Consider the following 15,751-nt stretch of genomic DNA (forward strand, 5'->3'; position numbering starts at 1 on the left):
CGCCGGTGAACCGCGCGAGCCGTGAGATCAGGGGGAATGATGAGATGAGGGCGGTTGGCCCGGTCTCCGCCATAAGCCGGCCCTGCGGATGTTTTCACCCGCCCCTCACGAGGAAGGGCGGTCACCGGATCCGGTGACCGCCCTTCGACCGCCGTACTTCTACGGTGCGGGGGTGGGGGTTCCGACGCCGCCCTCGACCGCGGTCGGCGAGTCGGGCCGGGCGATCGGCTTGGCCGAGGTCTTCCTACTGCGGCGGCTCCGCCTTTCCAGCCAGGTGGCGACGGCGCCCACCATCACGTTGATGATGATGTAGATGATCGCGATGACGATCACAGCGGGAATGATGTTGTTGAAGTTGGAGGGCAGCACGCGTGCCCCCGCGTTCAGCAGGTCCTCGAACGACACGATGAAGCCCAGGGCGGTGTCCTTCAGGAGCACCACCAGCTGCGCGACGATCGCCGGCATCATGACCGTGACCGCCTGCGGCAGCAGGATCATCCGCATCACCTGGCTCGGACGGAGGCCGACTGCGAGTGCGGCCTCACTCTGTCCCCGCGGGATGGACAGGATGCCCGCCCGTACGATCTCCGCCAGCACCGAGCCGTTGTACAGGACCAGGCCGATCACCACCGCCGAGAACGGCGTCACGGTGAGCCCGAAGACCGCGCTCCCGCCGAACATCACCGCGAAGATCATGATCAGCAGTGGGATCGCCCTGAAGAACTCGACGACCGCACCCGAGGAACGGCGGATCCAGACGTTCGTCGAGAGCCGGCCGATACCGAAGACGAACCCGAACGGCACCGCGATCACGGCGGCGACCGCGGCCGCGCTGAGTGTGTTCAGCAGGCCGGGCAGGATCAGGTTGATCCACACGTCGCCGCGCAGGAACGGTGTCCACAACTCGGCGTTGAGCTGGTTCTTCTCGCCGAGCTTGGTCACGAGCACGTACGCCGCGAACAGCACGGCGAGGACGGCCAGCACGGTGAGCACGTTGTTGCGTATCCGGGCCTTGGGGCCGGGAATGTCGTACAGGACGCTGACGCGCTCGGAACTCTCGACGCGCCGCTTGCGCGCCGGGGGCCGCTCTGTGGTCACCGCGGTCATCGGACCACCGCCAAGCGCTTGGCCAGCCAGCCGAACAGCAGTCCGGTCGGCAGGGTCAGGATCAGGAAGCCCAGCGCGAACCCGGCGAAGATCTGGATGACCGCGTCGCCGTGCGCCTCGAACAGCGTCTTCATGGTCAGGGACGCCTCACCCACCCCGATGGCCGCGGCGATCGTGGTGTTCTTGATCAGCGCGATCAGGATGCTGCCCAGCGGGGCGATCACCGCGCGGAACGCCTGGGGCAGCACGATCAGCCTCAGGTTCTGGCCGAACGTGAGCCCGATGGCGCGGGCCGCCTCCGCCTGGCCGACCGGGACCGTGTTGATCCCGGCCCGGATCGCCTCGCAGACGAACGCCGCCGTGTAGGCGGACAGGCCGATGATGGAGAGCCACAGGTAGTTGGTGGACAGACTCTCGGAGAACGAGACGTCCAGGACCAGGCCGAGGCCCAGCCCGCAAAACACGATCACCAGGGTCAGCGGGGTGTTCCGCAGGACGTTCACGTACGTCGTGCCGATTCCGCGCAGGATCGGCAGCGGGCTGACCCGCATGCCCGCGAGGATCGTCCCGAGCACGAGCGCCACCAGCCCGCTGGCGAGGGTGAGCCGTATCGTCAACCAGAAAGCGTCCCGAATCATCGGGAACTCATCGAAGAGTGCCTGCACTCATCCCTCCAGTGGTCACAGGCCGGGGCATCCGTACGCCCCGGCCGGGGTGTGACCGGTCAGTAACGCTCGACAGCCGGCGGGGTGGTGAAGAACTTGCTGAACTCGCCGAAGTTGGCGTCGATGGCCTTCTTCCAGCTGCCGTCCGTGAACATCTTCTCCACGGCCGCGTTGACCTTGTCGCGGGTCGCCTTGTCGTCCAGCTTCAGGCCGATGCCGTACTTCTCCTCGGAGAAGGGCTTGCCGACGAGGCGGAACTTGCCGGGGGACTGGGTGGCGAAGCCGGCCAGGATCGTCGCGTCCGTGGAGATCGCGTCGACCTGCTTGTTCTCCAGCAGCGGCAGGCAGGCGCCGTAGCCCTGCTGCTCGGTGAGGAACCCGCTCTTCCACTCGTCGCCGAACTTCTCGACCAGGCGGGCGGGGGAGGAGGAACCCTGGGCGCCGCAGACCTTCTTGGTCTTGAGGTCCTCGACGCTGTTGATCGTGGTGTCGTCCGCGCGGGTCAGGATGTCCTGGCCGGTGACCAGGTACGGGCCGGCGAAAGAGATCTTCTTCTTGCGGTCGTCGGTGATCGAGTAGGTCGCGATCACGGTGTTGACCTGGCCCTGCTGGATGAAAGATTCGCGGTTGGCCGAGATGGCCTCCTTGAACTCAATCTTGTCGTCCGTGTAGCCGAGCTCCTTGGCGACATACCTGGCCACGTCGACGTCGAAACCCTTGAAGGAGCCGTCGGGCTGCTTCTGCCCGAGGCCGGGCTGGTCGACCTTGATGCCCACGACGAACTTGTCGCTTCCGCTGCCGCTGTCACCGCACGCGGTCAGACCGGCCATCGCCGCTGCGGCTGCGATGACCACGGCTCCAATACGACGTACACGCATTCTTGCTACCTCGTTTTTCGTCAGGGATGAGCAGAGCCGTCAGTGAGTGAGGATCTTGGAAAGAAAATCCTTGGCCCGGTCGGTCCGGGCGTTGGTGAAGAACTCCTCGGGGGTGTTCTCCTCCACGATCTGGCCCTCCGCCATGAACACCACGCGGTTCGCCGCGCGGCGGGCGAAGCCCATCTCATGGGTGACGACCATCATCGTCATGCCTTCCAGGGCGAGGCCGATCATGACGTCGAGCACTTCCTGGACCATCTCCGGGTCGAGTGCCGAGGTCGGCTCGTCGAACAGGATCATTTTGGGGTCCATGGCCAGGGCGCGGGCGATCGCCACGCGCTGCTGCTGGCCTCCCGAGAGCTGCGCGGGATACTTCGACGCCTGGGCGCCGATGCCGACGCGCTCCAGCAGCTCCATGCCCCGCCGTTCCGCGTCGCCCTTCGCGATGCCGCGAACCTTGATCGGCCCGAGCGTGACGTTCTCGAGGATCGTCTTGTGGGCGAACAGGTTGAAGGACTGGAACACCATCCCGACCTCGGACCTGAGCTTGGCCAGGGCCCTGCCCTCCGCCGCGAGCGGCTGCCCGTCGAAGGTGATGGTCCCCTCGTCGATCGCCTCCAGCCGGTTGACCGTCCGGCAGAGGGTCGACTTGCCGCCGCCAGATGGGCCGATGACGACGAGAACCTCGCCGCGGGAGATCGTCAGATTGATGTCCCGAAGGACGTGCAGGCTGCCGTAGTGCTTGTTGACACCTTCAAGCACGACCAGAGGAGTCTTGTCCCCGTTCTCCGTCATGGTGGACAAGGTAATTCTGTAAAGGGCACCTGGGGCTAACCCTGCGGTACCGATCGGATCACGGCTTGATCATCGAATCCTGCTCAAGGCTTCGGGATCAACCTTGAAGGCGAACGGTTCCCTCAGGTTCACGGTCGTTCCGGTGGCGACACGATGGATGAGCTGGTGCTCGTCGTTCTCGTCGAGGGCGTACGTGAAGATCACGGGAAGCTCGTCGGATCCCTGTCCCCGGAACGGGTTCATCTCGACGCGCCGGAAGCGGGGTATCCCGGCCTCCGCGTACTTCACCGGTTTGACGATCCGATCCACAGCATTCTCGTACGGGGCTTTGGAGCCCCGGCTTGGCGCGTTCGTTGACGTTGGGTGACCGATTGATTACCTGTGGTTCGGTGGGGTGAGGGCGTACCTGAAGGTCCGGCGGAGCGCCTACCCTTGTCTCGAGATGACTGTCACCGTGGAGAGCGCCCGCACGTACGAGGTCCGTACCTATGGGTGCCAGATGAACGTGCACGACTCCGAGCGCCTGTCGGGCCTGCTGGAAGACGCCGGATACGTCCCGGCCGCCCAGGGGGAGACGGCCGACGTGGTCGTGTTCAACACCTGTGCCGTACGGGAGAACGCCGACAACAAGCTCTACGGCAACCTCGGCCACCTGCGCCCCTCGAAGGTGGGCAACCCCGACATGCAGATCGCCGTGGGCGGCTGCCTGGCGCAGAAGGACCAGGGGGAGATCGTCCGCAGGGCGCCCTGGGTGGACGTGGTGTTCGGCACCCACAACATCGGCTCGCTGCCGGTGCTGCTGGAGCGGGCGCGCGTCCAGCGGGAGGCCCAGGTCGAGATCAAGGAATCCCTGGAGACCTTCCCGAGCACGCTGCCGACCAAGCGCGAGTCCGCCTACGCCGCCTGGGTGTCGGTCTCCGTGGGGTGCAACAACACCTGCACGTTCTGCATCGTGCCCGCGCTGCGCGGCAAGGAGAAGGACCGCCGCCCCGGCGACGTCCTCAACGAGGTGCGCACCCTGGTCGACCAGGGCGTGCTGGAGATCACCCTCCTCGGCCAGAACGTCAACACGTACGGCGTGGAGTTCGGCGACCGGCTGGCCTTCGGCAAGCTGCTGCGGGCCTGCGGCGACGTCGAGGGGCTGGAGCGGGTCCGCTTCACCAGCCCGCACCCGGCGGCGTTCACCGACGACGTCATCGCGGCCATGGCCGAGACGCCCAACGTGATGCACCAGCTCCACATGCCGCTGCAGTCGGGCTCCGACCGGGTCCTCAAGGCCATGCGCCGCTCCTACCGGGCCGAGCGCTACCTGGGCATCATCGAGCGGGTCCGCGCGGCCATGCCCGACGCGGCGATCTCCACCGACATCATCGTGGGCTTCCCCGGCGAGACCGAGGAGGACTTCCAGGGCACCCTCGACGTGGTGCGCGAGTCGCGGTTCGCCAACGCCTTCACGTTCCAGTACTCCATCCGGCCGGGCACTCCCGCCGCCACCATGGACCACCAGGTTCCCAAGGAGGTCGTGCAGGAGCGCTACGAGCGGCTCGTCGCCCTGCAGACCGAGATCTCCTGGGCGGAGAACAAGAAGCAGGTCGGCCGGACGCTCGACGTGCTGGTCGCCGAGGGCGAGGGCCGCAAGGACGAGGCGACCCACCGCATGTCGGGGCGGGCCCCCGACAACCGCCTGGTGCACTTCGCCCCCGGTGCCGAGGCCCCGCGGCCGGGCGACGTGGTGAGCGCCGAGGTCACGTACGCGGCACCGCACCACCTGGTCGCCGACGGTCCCGCCCTGAGGCTCCGCCGTACCCGCGCGGGCGACGCCTGGCAGGCCCGTCAGGGCGCCCCGGCCGGAGCCGGTTCCGGGGTCATGCTCGGCATGCCCTCGGTCGGCCGCCCCGCCCCGCTCCCCGAGACCTCGGGCTGCTCCGTCTCCTGAGGTCCGTCCTTCCGGCGTGACCCGCCGGGAACGGCTCTCCTGAGGTCCGTCCTTCCGGGGGTGGCCCACCTGAAGCACCTCTCCTGAGGTCCCGTCCCTCCGGGTGACCCGCCGGGAACACCTCCCCGAGGTGTTCCTCGCCGGTGGGTTTCGCGGGGCGCCCTTCCGAGGTGTCCCCTCCGGGCCGGTTCCCGTGACGCGCTCCCACCGGGACCCGGGACCCCGGATGTCCCCGGGGTTTTTCCTCCGGGCGAGGCCTTCCGGATGTCCTTTCCGAAGGCGTTTTCCCGCGCGGCGCGAGTCCATGATCGAATCGCCGGAATCCCCGACGGGGACGGCGATTCCGGCGACGTCACCGCTCCTGCCAGGGGGTACGCGTGCGGCGACGCCGCCAGTCCCCTAACGGATGATATTTCGTGATTCATCTGTGATTGATGTGCAAGCATTTCCCTGCTGTGGCTACTGTGGTTCAGCACCCTCGGAAGCCGTGGAGGTTTCCCCCCGAGAACCGCAGGGAGTTTTCCCCATGCACGTCCCTCCATCCCCGGGCAGTCCCGGAGAGCCAGAGATCCTCGCCGGCCCCGCCGGCGAGCCCAGGAAACGTCGTAAGCCCCAGCGGAGAAGCGGCCTGGCCATAGCCGTCTTCTCCGTCCTCGCCGCCGCCCTCCTGGGCGGAGGTGCCGTCTTCGCCTTCGTGAACGCCGGAGGCGACGACCCCGGGGTGCCACCGGTGCCGGACAGCGCCCAGGAGGCGTCCCAGGAGCCCGAGCCGGACCAGAGCCCGCCGCAGGCCAGGAAACAGAAGCCGGAGAAGGGGGCGGACGCCGCCTCCGGAGCCGGCGACACGTCCACCGGAGGCGGCGACTCCGGAGCCGGCACCGGCGGGGCGGACGAGAGCGAGCCGGGAGCCGAGTCGGCCGCCGGGAGGCCCGCGGAGGACAAGCCGTCGAAGCAGCGGCAGAGCGGCGGCCCGCAGAAGCCGCAGGACACCGAGCAGGGCTATCTGAACGACGGCCCTCCCGGCTACGTCCATCCCCAGGGGCCCGTCGGCGGCTACTGACCCAAGGACCGGAGACGATCGGCACGTCGGGGCACGGTGAGAGGATCACCGTGCCCCGACGCGTTTCCGGACCCCGTACGGCCGCCCTCGCCGCGAGACGCCGGGGCGGTTCCCGGGGAGGGCTCCGTTAGTCTGGCGAGGTGCTTGTCGCCGCGGCCGTGTGCCCGCATCCCCCGCTGCTGGTCCCCGAGCTGGCCGGGACCGCGGCCTCGGAGCTCGACGACCTCAGGACGGCCTGCGCGGCCGCGATCGGGGTGTTGCGCGACGCCGGAGCCGACGAGATCGTGGTGGTGGGAGGCGCGGACCGGACCGCGACGTACGGCGCGGACGCCGCCGGGAGCCTCGCGCCCTGGGGCGTCGACGTCCGGAGCGGAGTGGGGGAGCCCGTCCTGCCGCTGTCCCTGTCGGTCGGCCGCTGGCTCCTCGGAAGAGGGCGCCTGACCGCCTCGGGATTCCACGCGATCTCCTTCGGCGCGGCCCCGGGGGAGTGCGCGTCCCTGGGCGGCCGGCTGGCGGCCACGGCCGGTCGCGTGGCGATGCTCGTCATGGCCGACGGCTCGGCCTGCCTCACCGAGAAGTCCCCCGGATACCTGGACCCTCGCGCGAAACCGTACGACCGGGCGATCGTCGAGGCGCTCGCCCGCGCCGAGGTCCCGGCGCTCGACCCCGGCGAGGCCGCCGAGCTGTGGGTCGCGGGCCGCGCGGCCCTGCAGGTCCTCGGCGGGTGCGGAGGCGCCCTGCGCGGCGAGATCCTCTACGACGACGCGCCCTACGGCGTCGGCTACTTCGTGGCCCGCTGGACGGAGTGATCCCGCCCGGAAGTGATCACGGTGGCGGGTGAGGACGGCGCCCAGGGGTGCCGGGAACGACGAGTTCGCGAAGGGGACACGAGGCCGATGGCGGGGACCGTGGCGTTCGGGAGCGTTCCGACGCGGCTGGGGGACATGACCGTCGCCGTGACCGAGGACGGCGTGGTGAGCGTGGGCTGGGGCGACCCGGCCCGGTTCAGGGCTCGCCTGCTCGAACGGCTGGGGCTGGAGGAGGCGGACGATCCCGGCATGACGGCGCCCGTGCTCGGCGAGCTGGGCGACTACTACGCGGGCAGGCTGAAGGTCTTCGGGGTGCCGGTGGACTGGCGGCTGACCTCGCCGGTGCAGCGCAGGGTGCTCGGCACGCTGTACGAGACGGTTCCGTACGGCAGGGCGGTGACCTACGGGGAGCTGGCGGCCCGCAGCGGGACGGGTGTTCCGGCGCGGGCCATCGGGTCGATCATGGGAGCCAACCCGATCCCCGTCATCGTGCCGTGCCACCGGGTGGTCGCGGGCAACGGGCTCGGCGGGTTCAGCGGTGGCGACGGCGTGGAGTCGAAGCGCTGGCTGCTGACCCTGGAGGGTTACCTGCAGCCGATGCTCGACTGGGACTGACCGGGACCGCGATCGGCCCCGCCGATCGCCTACGGCCCGTAGGGCGGTGGTGTGGTGCCGGGCTGGCCGGGACCGGGTGCGGTGTCGTCCCGCCCGGAAGGTGAGGCGCGGCCCGGCGCGGGTGTCGTACCCGGCGGCGTGGTGCGGCCGGGCGCGGGTGTCGTGTCCGGCGGTGTGGTGCCCGGCTCGTCGATCTTGTCGGCCATCTCCCTGGCCTTCTGCGCGGCGGTGTCGACCTGCCGGGCGTGCTTTCCGCCCAGCCTCTTCTTGGCGAACTGTTCCGCCTTGTCGATACCCTGTTTGGCGAGTTCTTCGGTCCTGGCGCCGCCACCCAGCATGTGCTTGACCTTGTCGAGGATCGACATGGTGAATCCCCCAATTCCGATGCGAGGACGCATCGCCTCTCATCCATACCCGGGGAGTTGGCAGACTTACCCCGTGCCTCAGCTACCCGTCATCGCCGTTGTCGGCCCGACCGCGGCCGGAAAGTCCGACCTGGCCGTGGATCTCGCCCTCCGACTGGGGGGTGAGGTGATCAACACCGACTCCATGCAGCTTTACCAAGGAATGGACATCGGGACGGCGAAACTCTCCGTGGCGGAGCGCAGGGGGGTGCCCCACCACCTGCTGGACATCTGGGACGTGACCAGGGCCGCCAGCGTGGCCGAGTACCAGTCGCTGGTCCGGCCGATCATCGACGACCTCCGGGCCAGGGAGATCGCGCCGATCCTGGTGGGCGGATCCGGGCTGTACGTGCGGGCCGCCCTGGACGACCTGGAGTTCCCCGGTACCGATCCGGAGGTCCGCGCCCGGCTGGAGGCCGAACTCGACCTGCGCGGCCCCGGCCCGCTGTACGAGCGGCTCCGCGAGCGCGACCCGAAGGCCGTCGAGACCATCCTGCCGGGCAACGGGCGCAGGATCGTCCGCGCCCTGGAGGTCATCGAGATCTCCGGGCGGCCGTTCTCGGCCACGATGCCGTCGTACGATGCCGTCTACGACAGCGTCCAGCTGGGGGTGGAGGTGCCCAGGGAGGTGCTGGACGCCCGGGTCGAGGCGCGGGTCGACCACATGTGGCGGGCCGGGCTGGTGGACGAGGTCAGGGAACTGGCCGCGCGCGGGCTCGCCGGAGGCCGTACGGCCAGCCGCGCCCTCGGGTACGCGCAGGTGCTGCGCTTCCTCGGCGGTGAGTGCACCGAGGAGGAGGCGAAGCAGGAGACGGTACGGGCGACGCGGAGGTTCGTCCGCCGTCAGGAGTCGTGGTTCCGCCGCGATCCCCGTGTGATCTGGCTCTCCCAGCGGGAACCGGACCTCCTGGACCGCGCGCTCGCCGCGATTCGCGGCTGACCCCTCCCCGGACCGTGCCGGGGCGGCGGGGACGGCCGGTGCGGCGGGGACGGACGTGTGCGACCGGCCGGGGTGGCGGGGGCGGACGCGTGCCTGGATAGAGTTGGGACATGCGATTCGCGAAGGGACACGGCACCGAGAACGACTTCGTCATCCTCCCCGATCCGGACGGTGAGCTGGAGTTGTCCGCGACGATCGTGGCGGCGGTGTGCGACCGGCGCGCGGGGATCGGCGCGGACGGCGTGCTGCGCGTGACGCGGACGAAACTCAGCCAGGAGGTCTCCGGCCAGGCGGGCGAGGCCGAGTGGTTCATGGACTACCGCAACGCCGACGGCGGCGTCGCCGAGATGTGCGGCAACGGGGTGCGGGTCTTCGCCCGCTACCTGGTCGACACGGGCCTCGCCGAGCCGGGCGAGTTCGGCGTCGCGACCAGGGGAGGCGTCAGGCGGGTGCGGCTGGCGGAGACGGGTGACGTGACCGTCGACATGGGCCTGCCCCGGGTGCTGGGGTCGAGCCGCACGACCGTCGCGGGCCACGAGTACGAGGGTCTCCACGTCGACATGGGCAACCCCCACCTGGCCTGCGTCATCGGCGACCCGGTGGCCCAGCTCGACCTGAGCCACCAGCCGGCGTTCGACCCCGAGGTGTTCCCCGGCGGGGTCAACATCGAGCTGCTCAATCCGGTGGGCCCGCGCCGGGTCGTCATGCGGGTCTTCGAGCGCGGCTCGGGCGAGACGAGGTCCTGCGGCACCGGCACGGTCGCCTCGGTCGTGGCGGCCGCGCGGCTGGCCGGGGAGACCAGCGGCACCTGGACGGTGGAGGTGCCCGGAGGCACCGTCACCGTCACCCTCGACGAGCACACCAGCTACCTGGCGGGTCCCGCCGTCCTGGTCGCGTCGGGCGAGATCACGCTCTGAGCGGTACGCGGAATCCCGGCGCCCCGGTTTCCGCGCGGCTCCCGCGACGTCGTGCGGGTGCGGTGTGTCCGTCGAGGTCACGCTCCGGGGCGTACAGGTGAATCTTCCGTGACCCTCGTGGTGTCGCCGCGGGCCTCGCGTCCGGCGAGATCGTGTTCATCCGCACGTGCGGGGCCACACGATGAGGCCCCGGGGCTGTGCGGGATCGTCAAGCCGTTTGGGGCATGCTCCCCGACCTGGCAGACTGACGTCTCATGGACGTGGACATCTGGGCCTGGGTGGGCGACACCCAGCGGCAACTGCATGAAGCAGGTAACACCGGTCTGGCTATGGCGATCGGAGATGTGCCCGCGCAGGCGCTGGAAGGCCGGTACGCGCAGCTCGACGTGCTCGCGCCCGCCATCGCGCAGCAGGCGGAGAACCTGCGGCTGCCCTGGCTGGAGTTCTACGCCCGCTACTGGCACCTGATCGGCCGCGTCGGCGACCGCGCGCAGGGGACGGTCGCGATCGCCGACGCCGAGACACTGGTGGAGTTCACCAGGCGGGAGGACGTCCGCGATTGCCCGTCCGTGCCCGGTGCCGTCGTGGCGCTGGCCATCTCGCAGGCGAACGCAGACGGTCCCGGCTACGCCGCCGAGCGGCTGGCCGGGCTCTCGGCCCTGGACGTCGAGCCCGGCTCGCTGGCCTTCGCCGCCGTCGCCGAGCACTACGTCGCGGCGCTGGTCGACGCGGGTCGTGTCGACGAGGCGGTCTCCCACGCCGAGACCGCGGTGGCGGCGCTGGGCGGCGCGGGCCGCGAGGCGAGCTGGGAGCTGGGGGCCGCCTCGGCCCGCGCGCTGCTCGCCGCCGGACGCGCCGAGGACGCGCTCACCGCGCTCGACGCCGCGACCGGTTTCAAGCCCGACGACCCGGTGGCCAAGGAGCATCGCGAGGGAGTGCTCCGCTCGCTCGTGCTCGCCACCCTCGGCCGGGTGCAGGAGTCCGTCGACGCCCTGCCCGACCTCGACGTGGTCGGCGACCACCCCCGTGTCTGGGTCGAGTGGTCGCACGCCATCCGCGCGCTCGCCGGAGCGGCGCAGATCACCAACACCTGGCAGCTGGGCCGGGTGCTCAAGCAGTGGATCGACTACTTCGCCATGATGGGCGGCTACCGCGCCCGGGTCGAGCTGGCGCTCGTCGCCGGGCACCTGGCGGTCGCCCGCCAGGGGATCTGGCAGGCGCGTCTCCTGGCCGACCTGGCGGAGTCGGCGGCCGGGGAGCTCAGGAGCCCCGGTGACGTCGCCAAGCGGATCGCCGAGCTGCGCACCGCGACGGACGAGGCCACCGAGCTTCCGGCTCCGGGCCCCACGGACGAGCTGGTCGGCTACTTCGACGCCGCCGACGGCTTCAACGCCGACCCCGAGCGCTGGGTGGGCTGGCTGACCCCGCTGTCCGGCCGTGACGTGGAGGCGACCCGGCGCCACACCACCACGCTGGGCTTCCTCGGCTACCCGGCCAGGGGCGCCGACATCTACTGGACCATGCTGGTCGAGTCCGGCGACATCGAGAACGCCGACCCGCAGGACGCGTCGTACCTCAGCGGCCTGCTGATCGAGGCCCGCCAGGACGAGCGCCTGGAGCAGGTGGCCGAGCGGCTGCCCGCCGCGCAGCGCCACCTGGCCCTGGGCCGCCTGTACACCGCGCGGGAGCGCTGGGAGCAGGCGGCGGCCGAGGGCGAGGCGGCGGCCGCCGCGGACGGCGGCATCGAGGCGGCCCGCCTGTGGTCGGCCGCGGTGCAGCAGCTCGGCGACAACGCCAAGGGTGCGGGCATCCTGCGCGATCTCCTCGACTCCGCGGAGATCGAGCAGCAGGACGTCTGGCGAATGGTCGTCATGGCGACGGCCGCGGAAGACTGGGAGACCGTCCGCCTGGGCGCCGCCAAGATCGGGATGCCGCTGCAGTCGAGCGAGGGGCCGATCGAGGAGGAGATGGGCCTGGTGCGCATCATCCTTCCCGCCCCCGACGGCAGCCAGCGCCAGGTCCTGAGCGTGCGCACCGGCCCCGCGACAGCGCGCCTGGCCATCCCCCAGCCTCCCGGCATGGAGTACAACGCCGGTGACCTGGTCGTCTTCGAGCCGCAGCTGCTTGAGCCGATCCCGGAGAGCGCCGAGGAGCAGGAGAGCTTCGTGCCGCCCTTCGCCGCGGTCAGCATGCTCCGCCCGGGTGGCTACACCAGCTGGTTCTTCGACGGCGCCGCTCCCAGCCAGACCGACTGGACGGAGTTCAACGACGTCATGGTCGAGCGCGGCTGGCCGATGTGGGTCTACAGCGACGACAACTACACGGTGACCCACCCGACCTCGGGCGAGCCGCTGCCCGGCGTGTTCGGCTGGATCGCGGTCCCGCCGGACGTGAGCCCGGTCGAGCTCGACGCGCTTCTGGACGACGCCACCGAGCGCTGGGTGCACCCGCTGGCCTGGCTCGACCTGGCCAAGGCCGTCGACGTCGAGGTGGAGCGGCACGAGCGGATCACCAAGGAGTACGGCCTGTAGGACGGCTCGCCACGGCCGCGCCCGGTGGCCCGTGGCGTCGTCCGGTCTTCCGAGGGGGAGGCCGAGCCATCTCCGAACCGCTCGGAGCCCGGGAAACCGTGCCGTTCGTCGAACCGTCCACAGGACACCGCGTCGCCCGTGAGGAACCCCCTCACGGGCGATTCTCGTCACGGTCACTAGAATCTCATTCGGCACGTTGGGTGGATGAGGGAGGATCCGGATGCTCGAACGATTCCGGCTGGACGGCAAGGTCGCGATCGTCACCGGCGCGTCCTCGGGGCTGGGGGTCGCGTTCGCGAGAGGGCTGGCCGAGGCGGGCGCGGACATCGCGATCGGTGCCCGCAGGAAGGACCGCCTTGAGGAGACCCGCGCCCTGGTCGAGGAGACCGGCAGGCGGTGCGTGGCCCTCGTCACCGACGTGACCAAGCCCGAGGACTGCCGGGCACTGGCCGAGACGGCGGTGGCCGAACTGGGCGCGGTGGACATTCTGATCAACAACGCGGGGGTGGGCTCGGCGGTCCCGGCGCTGAAGGAGACGCCCGAGCAGTTCCGGCAGGTCGTGGACATCAACCTGCACGGCACCTACTGGATGGCGCAGGCCTGCGCCAGGGTCATGAGGCCCGGCTCCTCGATCGTCAACGTCGGGAGCATCCTGGGCGAGACGACCGCCGGGCTGCCGCAGGCCGCCTACAGCGCCTCCAAGGCGGGGGTCGTCGGCCTCACCCGCGATCTCGCCCAGCAGTGGACGGGACGGCGCGGCATCCGGGTCAACTGCGTCGAGCCGGGCTTCTTCGCCTCGGAGATGACCGACCAGTACGCCGAGGGCTATCTGGCCTGGCATCTTGAGCACCGGGTGCTGATGGGGCGTCCCGGCGACCCGGCCGAGCTCGTCGCCGCCGCGGTCTTCCTCGCCTCGGACGCCGCCTCGTACGTCACCGGGGCCGTGATCCCGGTCGACGGTGGGATCCTGATCACCTGATCCGGGTGGTTCGGTCATATCCGGTCTGGATGGTTCGGCCGGCTGGTCCGGGTGGTCCGGTCACATCTGAGGCGAACGGTCCGGTCGGCTGGTCCGGGCGGTCGGGAGACCTTCTCCCCGGCTCCTCGGAGCGCCTATCTCCGGGGCACGCTCCCCTGGAGCGCCTCTCCCTGGAGCCCCTCTCCCCGAGGCCCGGATGAGCGGGCGTGCGGGGAGAAGGGGAGGGGCGGACCGGCGATGTCAGGAGAGCCAGTAGATGGCGTCGACGCTGTCGTTGGTCTCGAACGACTCTTCCAGCGAGTGGTAGGGAGGCAGGCTGCGCTCCGCGCCCGCGTAGTCGACGAGCTGGACGTAGTAGCCGGTGTTGTTGATCCACGACGAGACGTTGTCCGCGGCGGTGGAGGAGCCGCCCACGCCGCCCGGCATCGGCACGTCGTTCAGATCGGTCGGGTAGCCCGCGGGGATGCTGTATCCCGGCCCGCTGAAGTCGTAGTCACGGTAGAGGCAGAGGCTGTTGAAAGGGCACTCGGCGCTGTCGTCGAGCTGGACCACCTGCGGCGGCAGGGCGGGGGCCCGGCGCTCGGCGGCCGGGGCGGAGGCCGCCGCGGCGGAACCGGCCCCGGAGGCCAGGATCAGGGTGGCCGCGGCGGTGGTCAGTCCCGTAACGGTCCGTGCGAGGTGGGGATGACGCGATGAGATCCGTCTCACGCGATTCCTCTCCGTAGCGAATTGCTCACCTAATGTGAGCGCTCTTGGCCATTAGAGCATCGTTGCTTTACGTAGTCGATAGTCGCGCTGAGTGAATATCTGAGGGCGTGTGTTTCGGAAGGGCCGCGTCCTCTCATCTCCGGGCGGAGTGCTGGCGATTGTCTTTGTGCAGGTCAAGCAAGAGATGTCGTTAAGGTGTGGATTGATAGCTCAGAAATTTTCTCGTTCCTCCAAAGACTGCTTGAGGCTTTTAAGATTGAGGGCGGTATCTGGGGTAATTTGCCGCTTCAGAGAGTGAACGCGTGAGAGGTGGCAGGGTGCGGGCTGCGCTGGTACGAGGTGTGGTCGTCGCGACGATCGCGTTCACGGTGGCGGGTTGCGGCCCGGTGCCCGGCGGAGGAGCGGACGAGGGGACGCGGTCCTCCGGGGGCGGGCAGTCCGCGTCCGAGGCGCTCAAGGACCTGGGGAAACTCGAGGTCAAGGGGCGCGCCCCGATGACGGGGTACGATCGCGACGAGTTCGGTTCGGCGTGGTCGGACGTCGACAAGAACGGTTGTGACACCCGCAACGACATTCTCATTCGCGATCTGAAGGAAGAGGTCTTCAAGAAGGGCGGGGACGGCTGCGTCGTGCAGTCCGGAATTCTCGAGGACCCGTACAGCGGCAAGACCATCAAGTTCGAGCGTGGGACGCGGACCAGCATGGCGGTGCAGATCGACCACGTGGTCGCGCTCGCCGACGCCTGGCAGAAGGGCGCCCAGCGGTGGTCCGAGTCCGAGCGGAAGGAGCTCGCCAACGACCCGCTGAACCTGCTGGCCGTGGACGGGCCGCTGAACAGCCAGAAGGGCGCCGGAGACGCGGCGACCTGGCTGCCGCCGCGCCGCGCCTACCGGTGCCCTTACGTCGAACGTCAGATCAGGGTGAAGGTCAAGTATGGCCTGTGGGTGACGGCCGGAGAGAAGAACGCCATGGAGACCGTTCTCAAAGCCTGCTGATCAGTCGTCGTAGTCGCGCTTCAACTTGATGATCTTCCCGGTCTTCGCCGACACGTAGACGTCGTACTCCCAGGCGCCCTTGTGCAGCTCGACCTTCCAGGCTCGCTGTCCGTGCTCCCACTCGCGCTCGACATCGCTCACACGTGCGCCGGGAACACGCTTCTTGGCGATCTGCACGGCCTTGCGGGAGGAGATGTACGCCGAGGTGGTGACCGGTGCGGCGGCCGTGCCCGCGGCGCCGGTCGCGGTCGCGCCGGTCGTGCCGGTGCCGGCCGCGGTGGCGGTGATCGCCGCGCTGTCCGTCTGGTGCGCGGCGAGGGCGATGCCGCCTCCACCGGTCAGGAGGGCGGCGGTCGCGAGGGTTCCGACGGTGATTCGGGTAATTCGTCTCATGTGCCAAGATTTGCGGAGA

At 69.8% G+C, this 15,751-nt stretch carries 17 protein-coding genes; 9 read left to right on the plus strand and 8 right to left on the minus strand.

The window, feature by feature from the left end; genetic code table 11:
- Positions 1-159 precede the first annotated feature (159 nt).
- The 5 genes from OG587_RS18490 to OG587_RS18510 form a co-directional block, all read right to left on the minus strand.
- The gene (locus tag OG587_RS18490) at positions 160-1,098 is read right to left on the minus strand and encodes an amino acid ABC transporter permease (RefSeq protein ID WP_443075586.1); all 939 of its coding nucleotides are present in this window, start codon (positions 1,096-1,098) and stop codon (positions 160-162) included.
- Between the two features lie 5 nt (positions 1,099-1,103).
- Complete coding sequence (locus tag OG587_RS18495; protein WP_386262767.1) at positions 1,104-1,772, minus strand: amino acid ABC transporter permease; 669 nt, start codon at positions 1,770-1,772, stop codon at positions 1,104-1,106.
- A 59-nt stretch (positions 1,773-1,831) separates the two neighbouring features.
- Positions 1,832-2,650: a glutamate ABC transporter substrate-binding protein gene (locus OG587_RS18500; protein ID WP_329091917.1), complete on the minus strand. Its 819-nt coding sequence runs from the start codon at positions 2,648-2,650 to the stop codon at positions 1,832-1,834.
- Positions 2,651-2,689: 39 nt separating this feature from the next.
- The gene (locus OG587_RS18505) at positions 2,690-3,445 is read right to left on the minus strand and encodes an amino acid ABC transporter ATP-binding protein (protein WP_329091919.1); all 756 of its coding nucleotides are present in this window, start codon (positions 3,443-3,445) and stop codon (positions 2,690-2,692) included.
- A 69-nt stretch (positions 3,446-3,514) separates the two neighbouring features.
- On the minus strand, positions 3,515-3,754 hold the full coding sequence (locus OG587_RS18510; protein WP_329091921.1) for a hypothetical protein: 240 nt from the start codon (positions 3,752-3,754) through the stop codon (positions 3,515-3,517).
- A gap of 133 nt (positions 3,755-3,887) precedes the next feature.
- On the opposite strand from OG587_RS18510, the gene miaB reads away from it, so the two are divergent.
- The 4 genes from miaB (at position 3,888) to OG587_RS18530 (ending at position 7,865) form a co-directional block, all read left to right on the plus strand.
- Positions 3,888-5,381, plus strand: coding sequence for a tRNA (N6-isopentenyl adenosine(37)-C2)-methylthiotransferase MiaB (gene miaB, locus OG587_RS18515; protein ID WP_329091922.1), 1,494 nt, complete (start codon positions 3,888-3,890; stop codon positions 5,379-5,381).
- A gap of 526 nt (positions 5,382-5,907) precedes the next feature.
- Positions 5,908-6,441, plus strand: coding sequence for a hypothetical protein (locus tag OG587_RS18520; RefSeq protein WP_329091924.1), 534 nt, complete (start codon positions 5,908-5,910; stop codon positions 6,439-6,441).
- Between the two features lie 140 nt (positions 6,442-6,581).
- Complete coding sequence (locus tag OG587_RS18525; RefSeq protein ID WP_329091926.1) at positions 6,582-7,250, plus strand: class III extradiol dioxygenase subunit B-like domain-containing protein; 669 nt, start codon at positions 6,582-6,584, stop codon at positions 7,248-7,250.
- 87 nt (positions 7,251-7,337) lie between these two features.
- Positions 7,338-7,865, plus strand: coding sequence for a methylated-DNA--[protein]-cysteine S-methyltransferase (locus tag OG587_RS18530; RefSeq protein WP_329091927.1), 528 nt, complete (start codon positions 7,338-7,340; stop codon positions 7,863-7,865).
- 29 nt (positions 7,866-7,894) lie between these two features.
- On the opposite strand, the gene OG587_RS18535 is transcribed toward OG587_RS18530, so the two are convergent.
- Positions 7,895-8,230, minus strand: a complete 336-nt coding sequence (locus tag OG587_RS18535; protein WP_329091928.1) for an antitoxin — start codon at positions 8,228-8,230, stop codon at positions 7,895-7,897.
- A 73-nt stretch (positions 8,231-8,303) separates the two neighbouring features.
- On the opposite strand from OG587_RS18535, the gene miaA reads away from it, so the two are divergent.
- The 4 genes from miaA (at position 8,304) to OG587_RS18555 (ending at position 13,636) form a co-directional block, all read left to right on the plus strand.
- Positions 8,304-9,209 carry a tRNA (adenosine(37)-N6)-dimethylallyltransferase MiaA gene (gene miaA, locus OG587_RS18540; RefSeq protein ID WP_329091930.1) on the plus strand — a complete coding sequence of 302 codons (906 nt, stop codon included), beginning with the start codon at positions 8,304-8,306 and terminating at the stop codon, positions 9,207-9,209.
- Between the two features lie 110 nt (positions 9,210-9,319).
- Positions 9,320-10,126 carry a diaminopimelate epimerase gene (gene dapF, locus OG587_RS18545; protein ID WP_329091932.1) on the plus strand — a complete coding sequence of 269 codons (807 nt, stop codon included), beginning with the start codon at positions 9,320-9,322 and terminating at the stop codon, positions 10,124-10,126.
- 254 nt (positions 10,127-10,380) lie between these two features.
- Entirely contained in the window at positions 10,381-12,657 is a 2,277-nt protein-coding gene (locus OG587_RS18550) for a tetratricopeptide repeat protein (protein WP_329091934.1), read from the plus strand.
- Between the two features lie 220 nt (positions 12,658-12,877).
- Complete coding sequence (locus OG587_RS18555; protein WP_329091936.1) at positions 12,878-13,636, plus strand: SDR family NAD(P)-dependent oxidoreductase; 759 nt, start codon at positions 12,878-12,880, stop codon at positions 13,634-13,636.
- A gap of 240 nt (positions 13,637-13,876) precedes the next feature.
- Here OG587_RS18555 and OG587_RS18560 read toward each other — a convergent pair whose 3' ends face one another.
- The gene (locus OG587_RS18560; protein ID WP_329091938.1) at positions 13,877-14,344 is read right to left on the minus strand and encodes a peptidase inhibitor family I36 protein; all 468 of its coding nucleotides are present in this window, start codon (positions 14,342-14,344) and stop codon (positions 13,877-13,879) included.
- Positions 14,345-14,661: 317 nt separating this feature from the next.
- Here OG587_RS18560 and OG587_RS18565 point away from each other — a divergent pair, with 317 nt between their 5' ends.
- A complete protein-coding gene (locus tag OG587_RS18565; protein ID WP_329091939.1) occupies positions 14,662-15,339 on the plus strand; it encodes an HNH endonuclease family protein in 678 nt (225 codons plus the stop codon).
- On the opposite strand, the gene OG587_RS18570 is transcribed toward OG587_RS18565, so the two are convergent.
- Positions 15,340-15,732 carry a PepSY domain-containing protein gene (locus OG587_RS18570; protein WP_329091942.1) on the minus strand — a complete coding sequence of 131 codons (393 nt, stop codon included), beginning with the start codon at positions 15,730-15,732 and terminating at the stop codon, positions 15,340-15,342. It abuts the gene before it with no gap.
- Between the last annotated feature and the right edge of the window lie 19 nt (positions 15,733-15,751).

The sequence above is a fragment of the Streptosporangium sp. NBC_01469 genome, assembly GCF_036227305.1.
In the GTDB taxonomy this organism is placed as follows: Bacteria; Actinomycetota; Actinomycetes; order Streptosporangiales; family Streptosporangiaceae; genus Streptosporangium.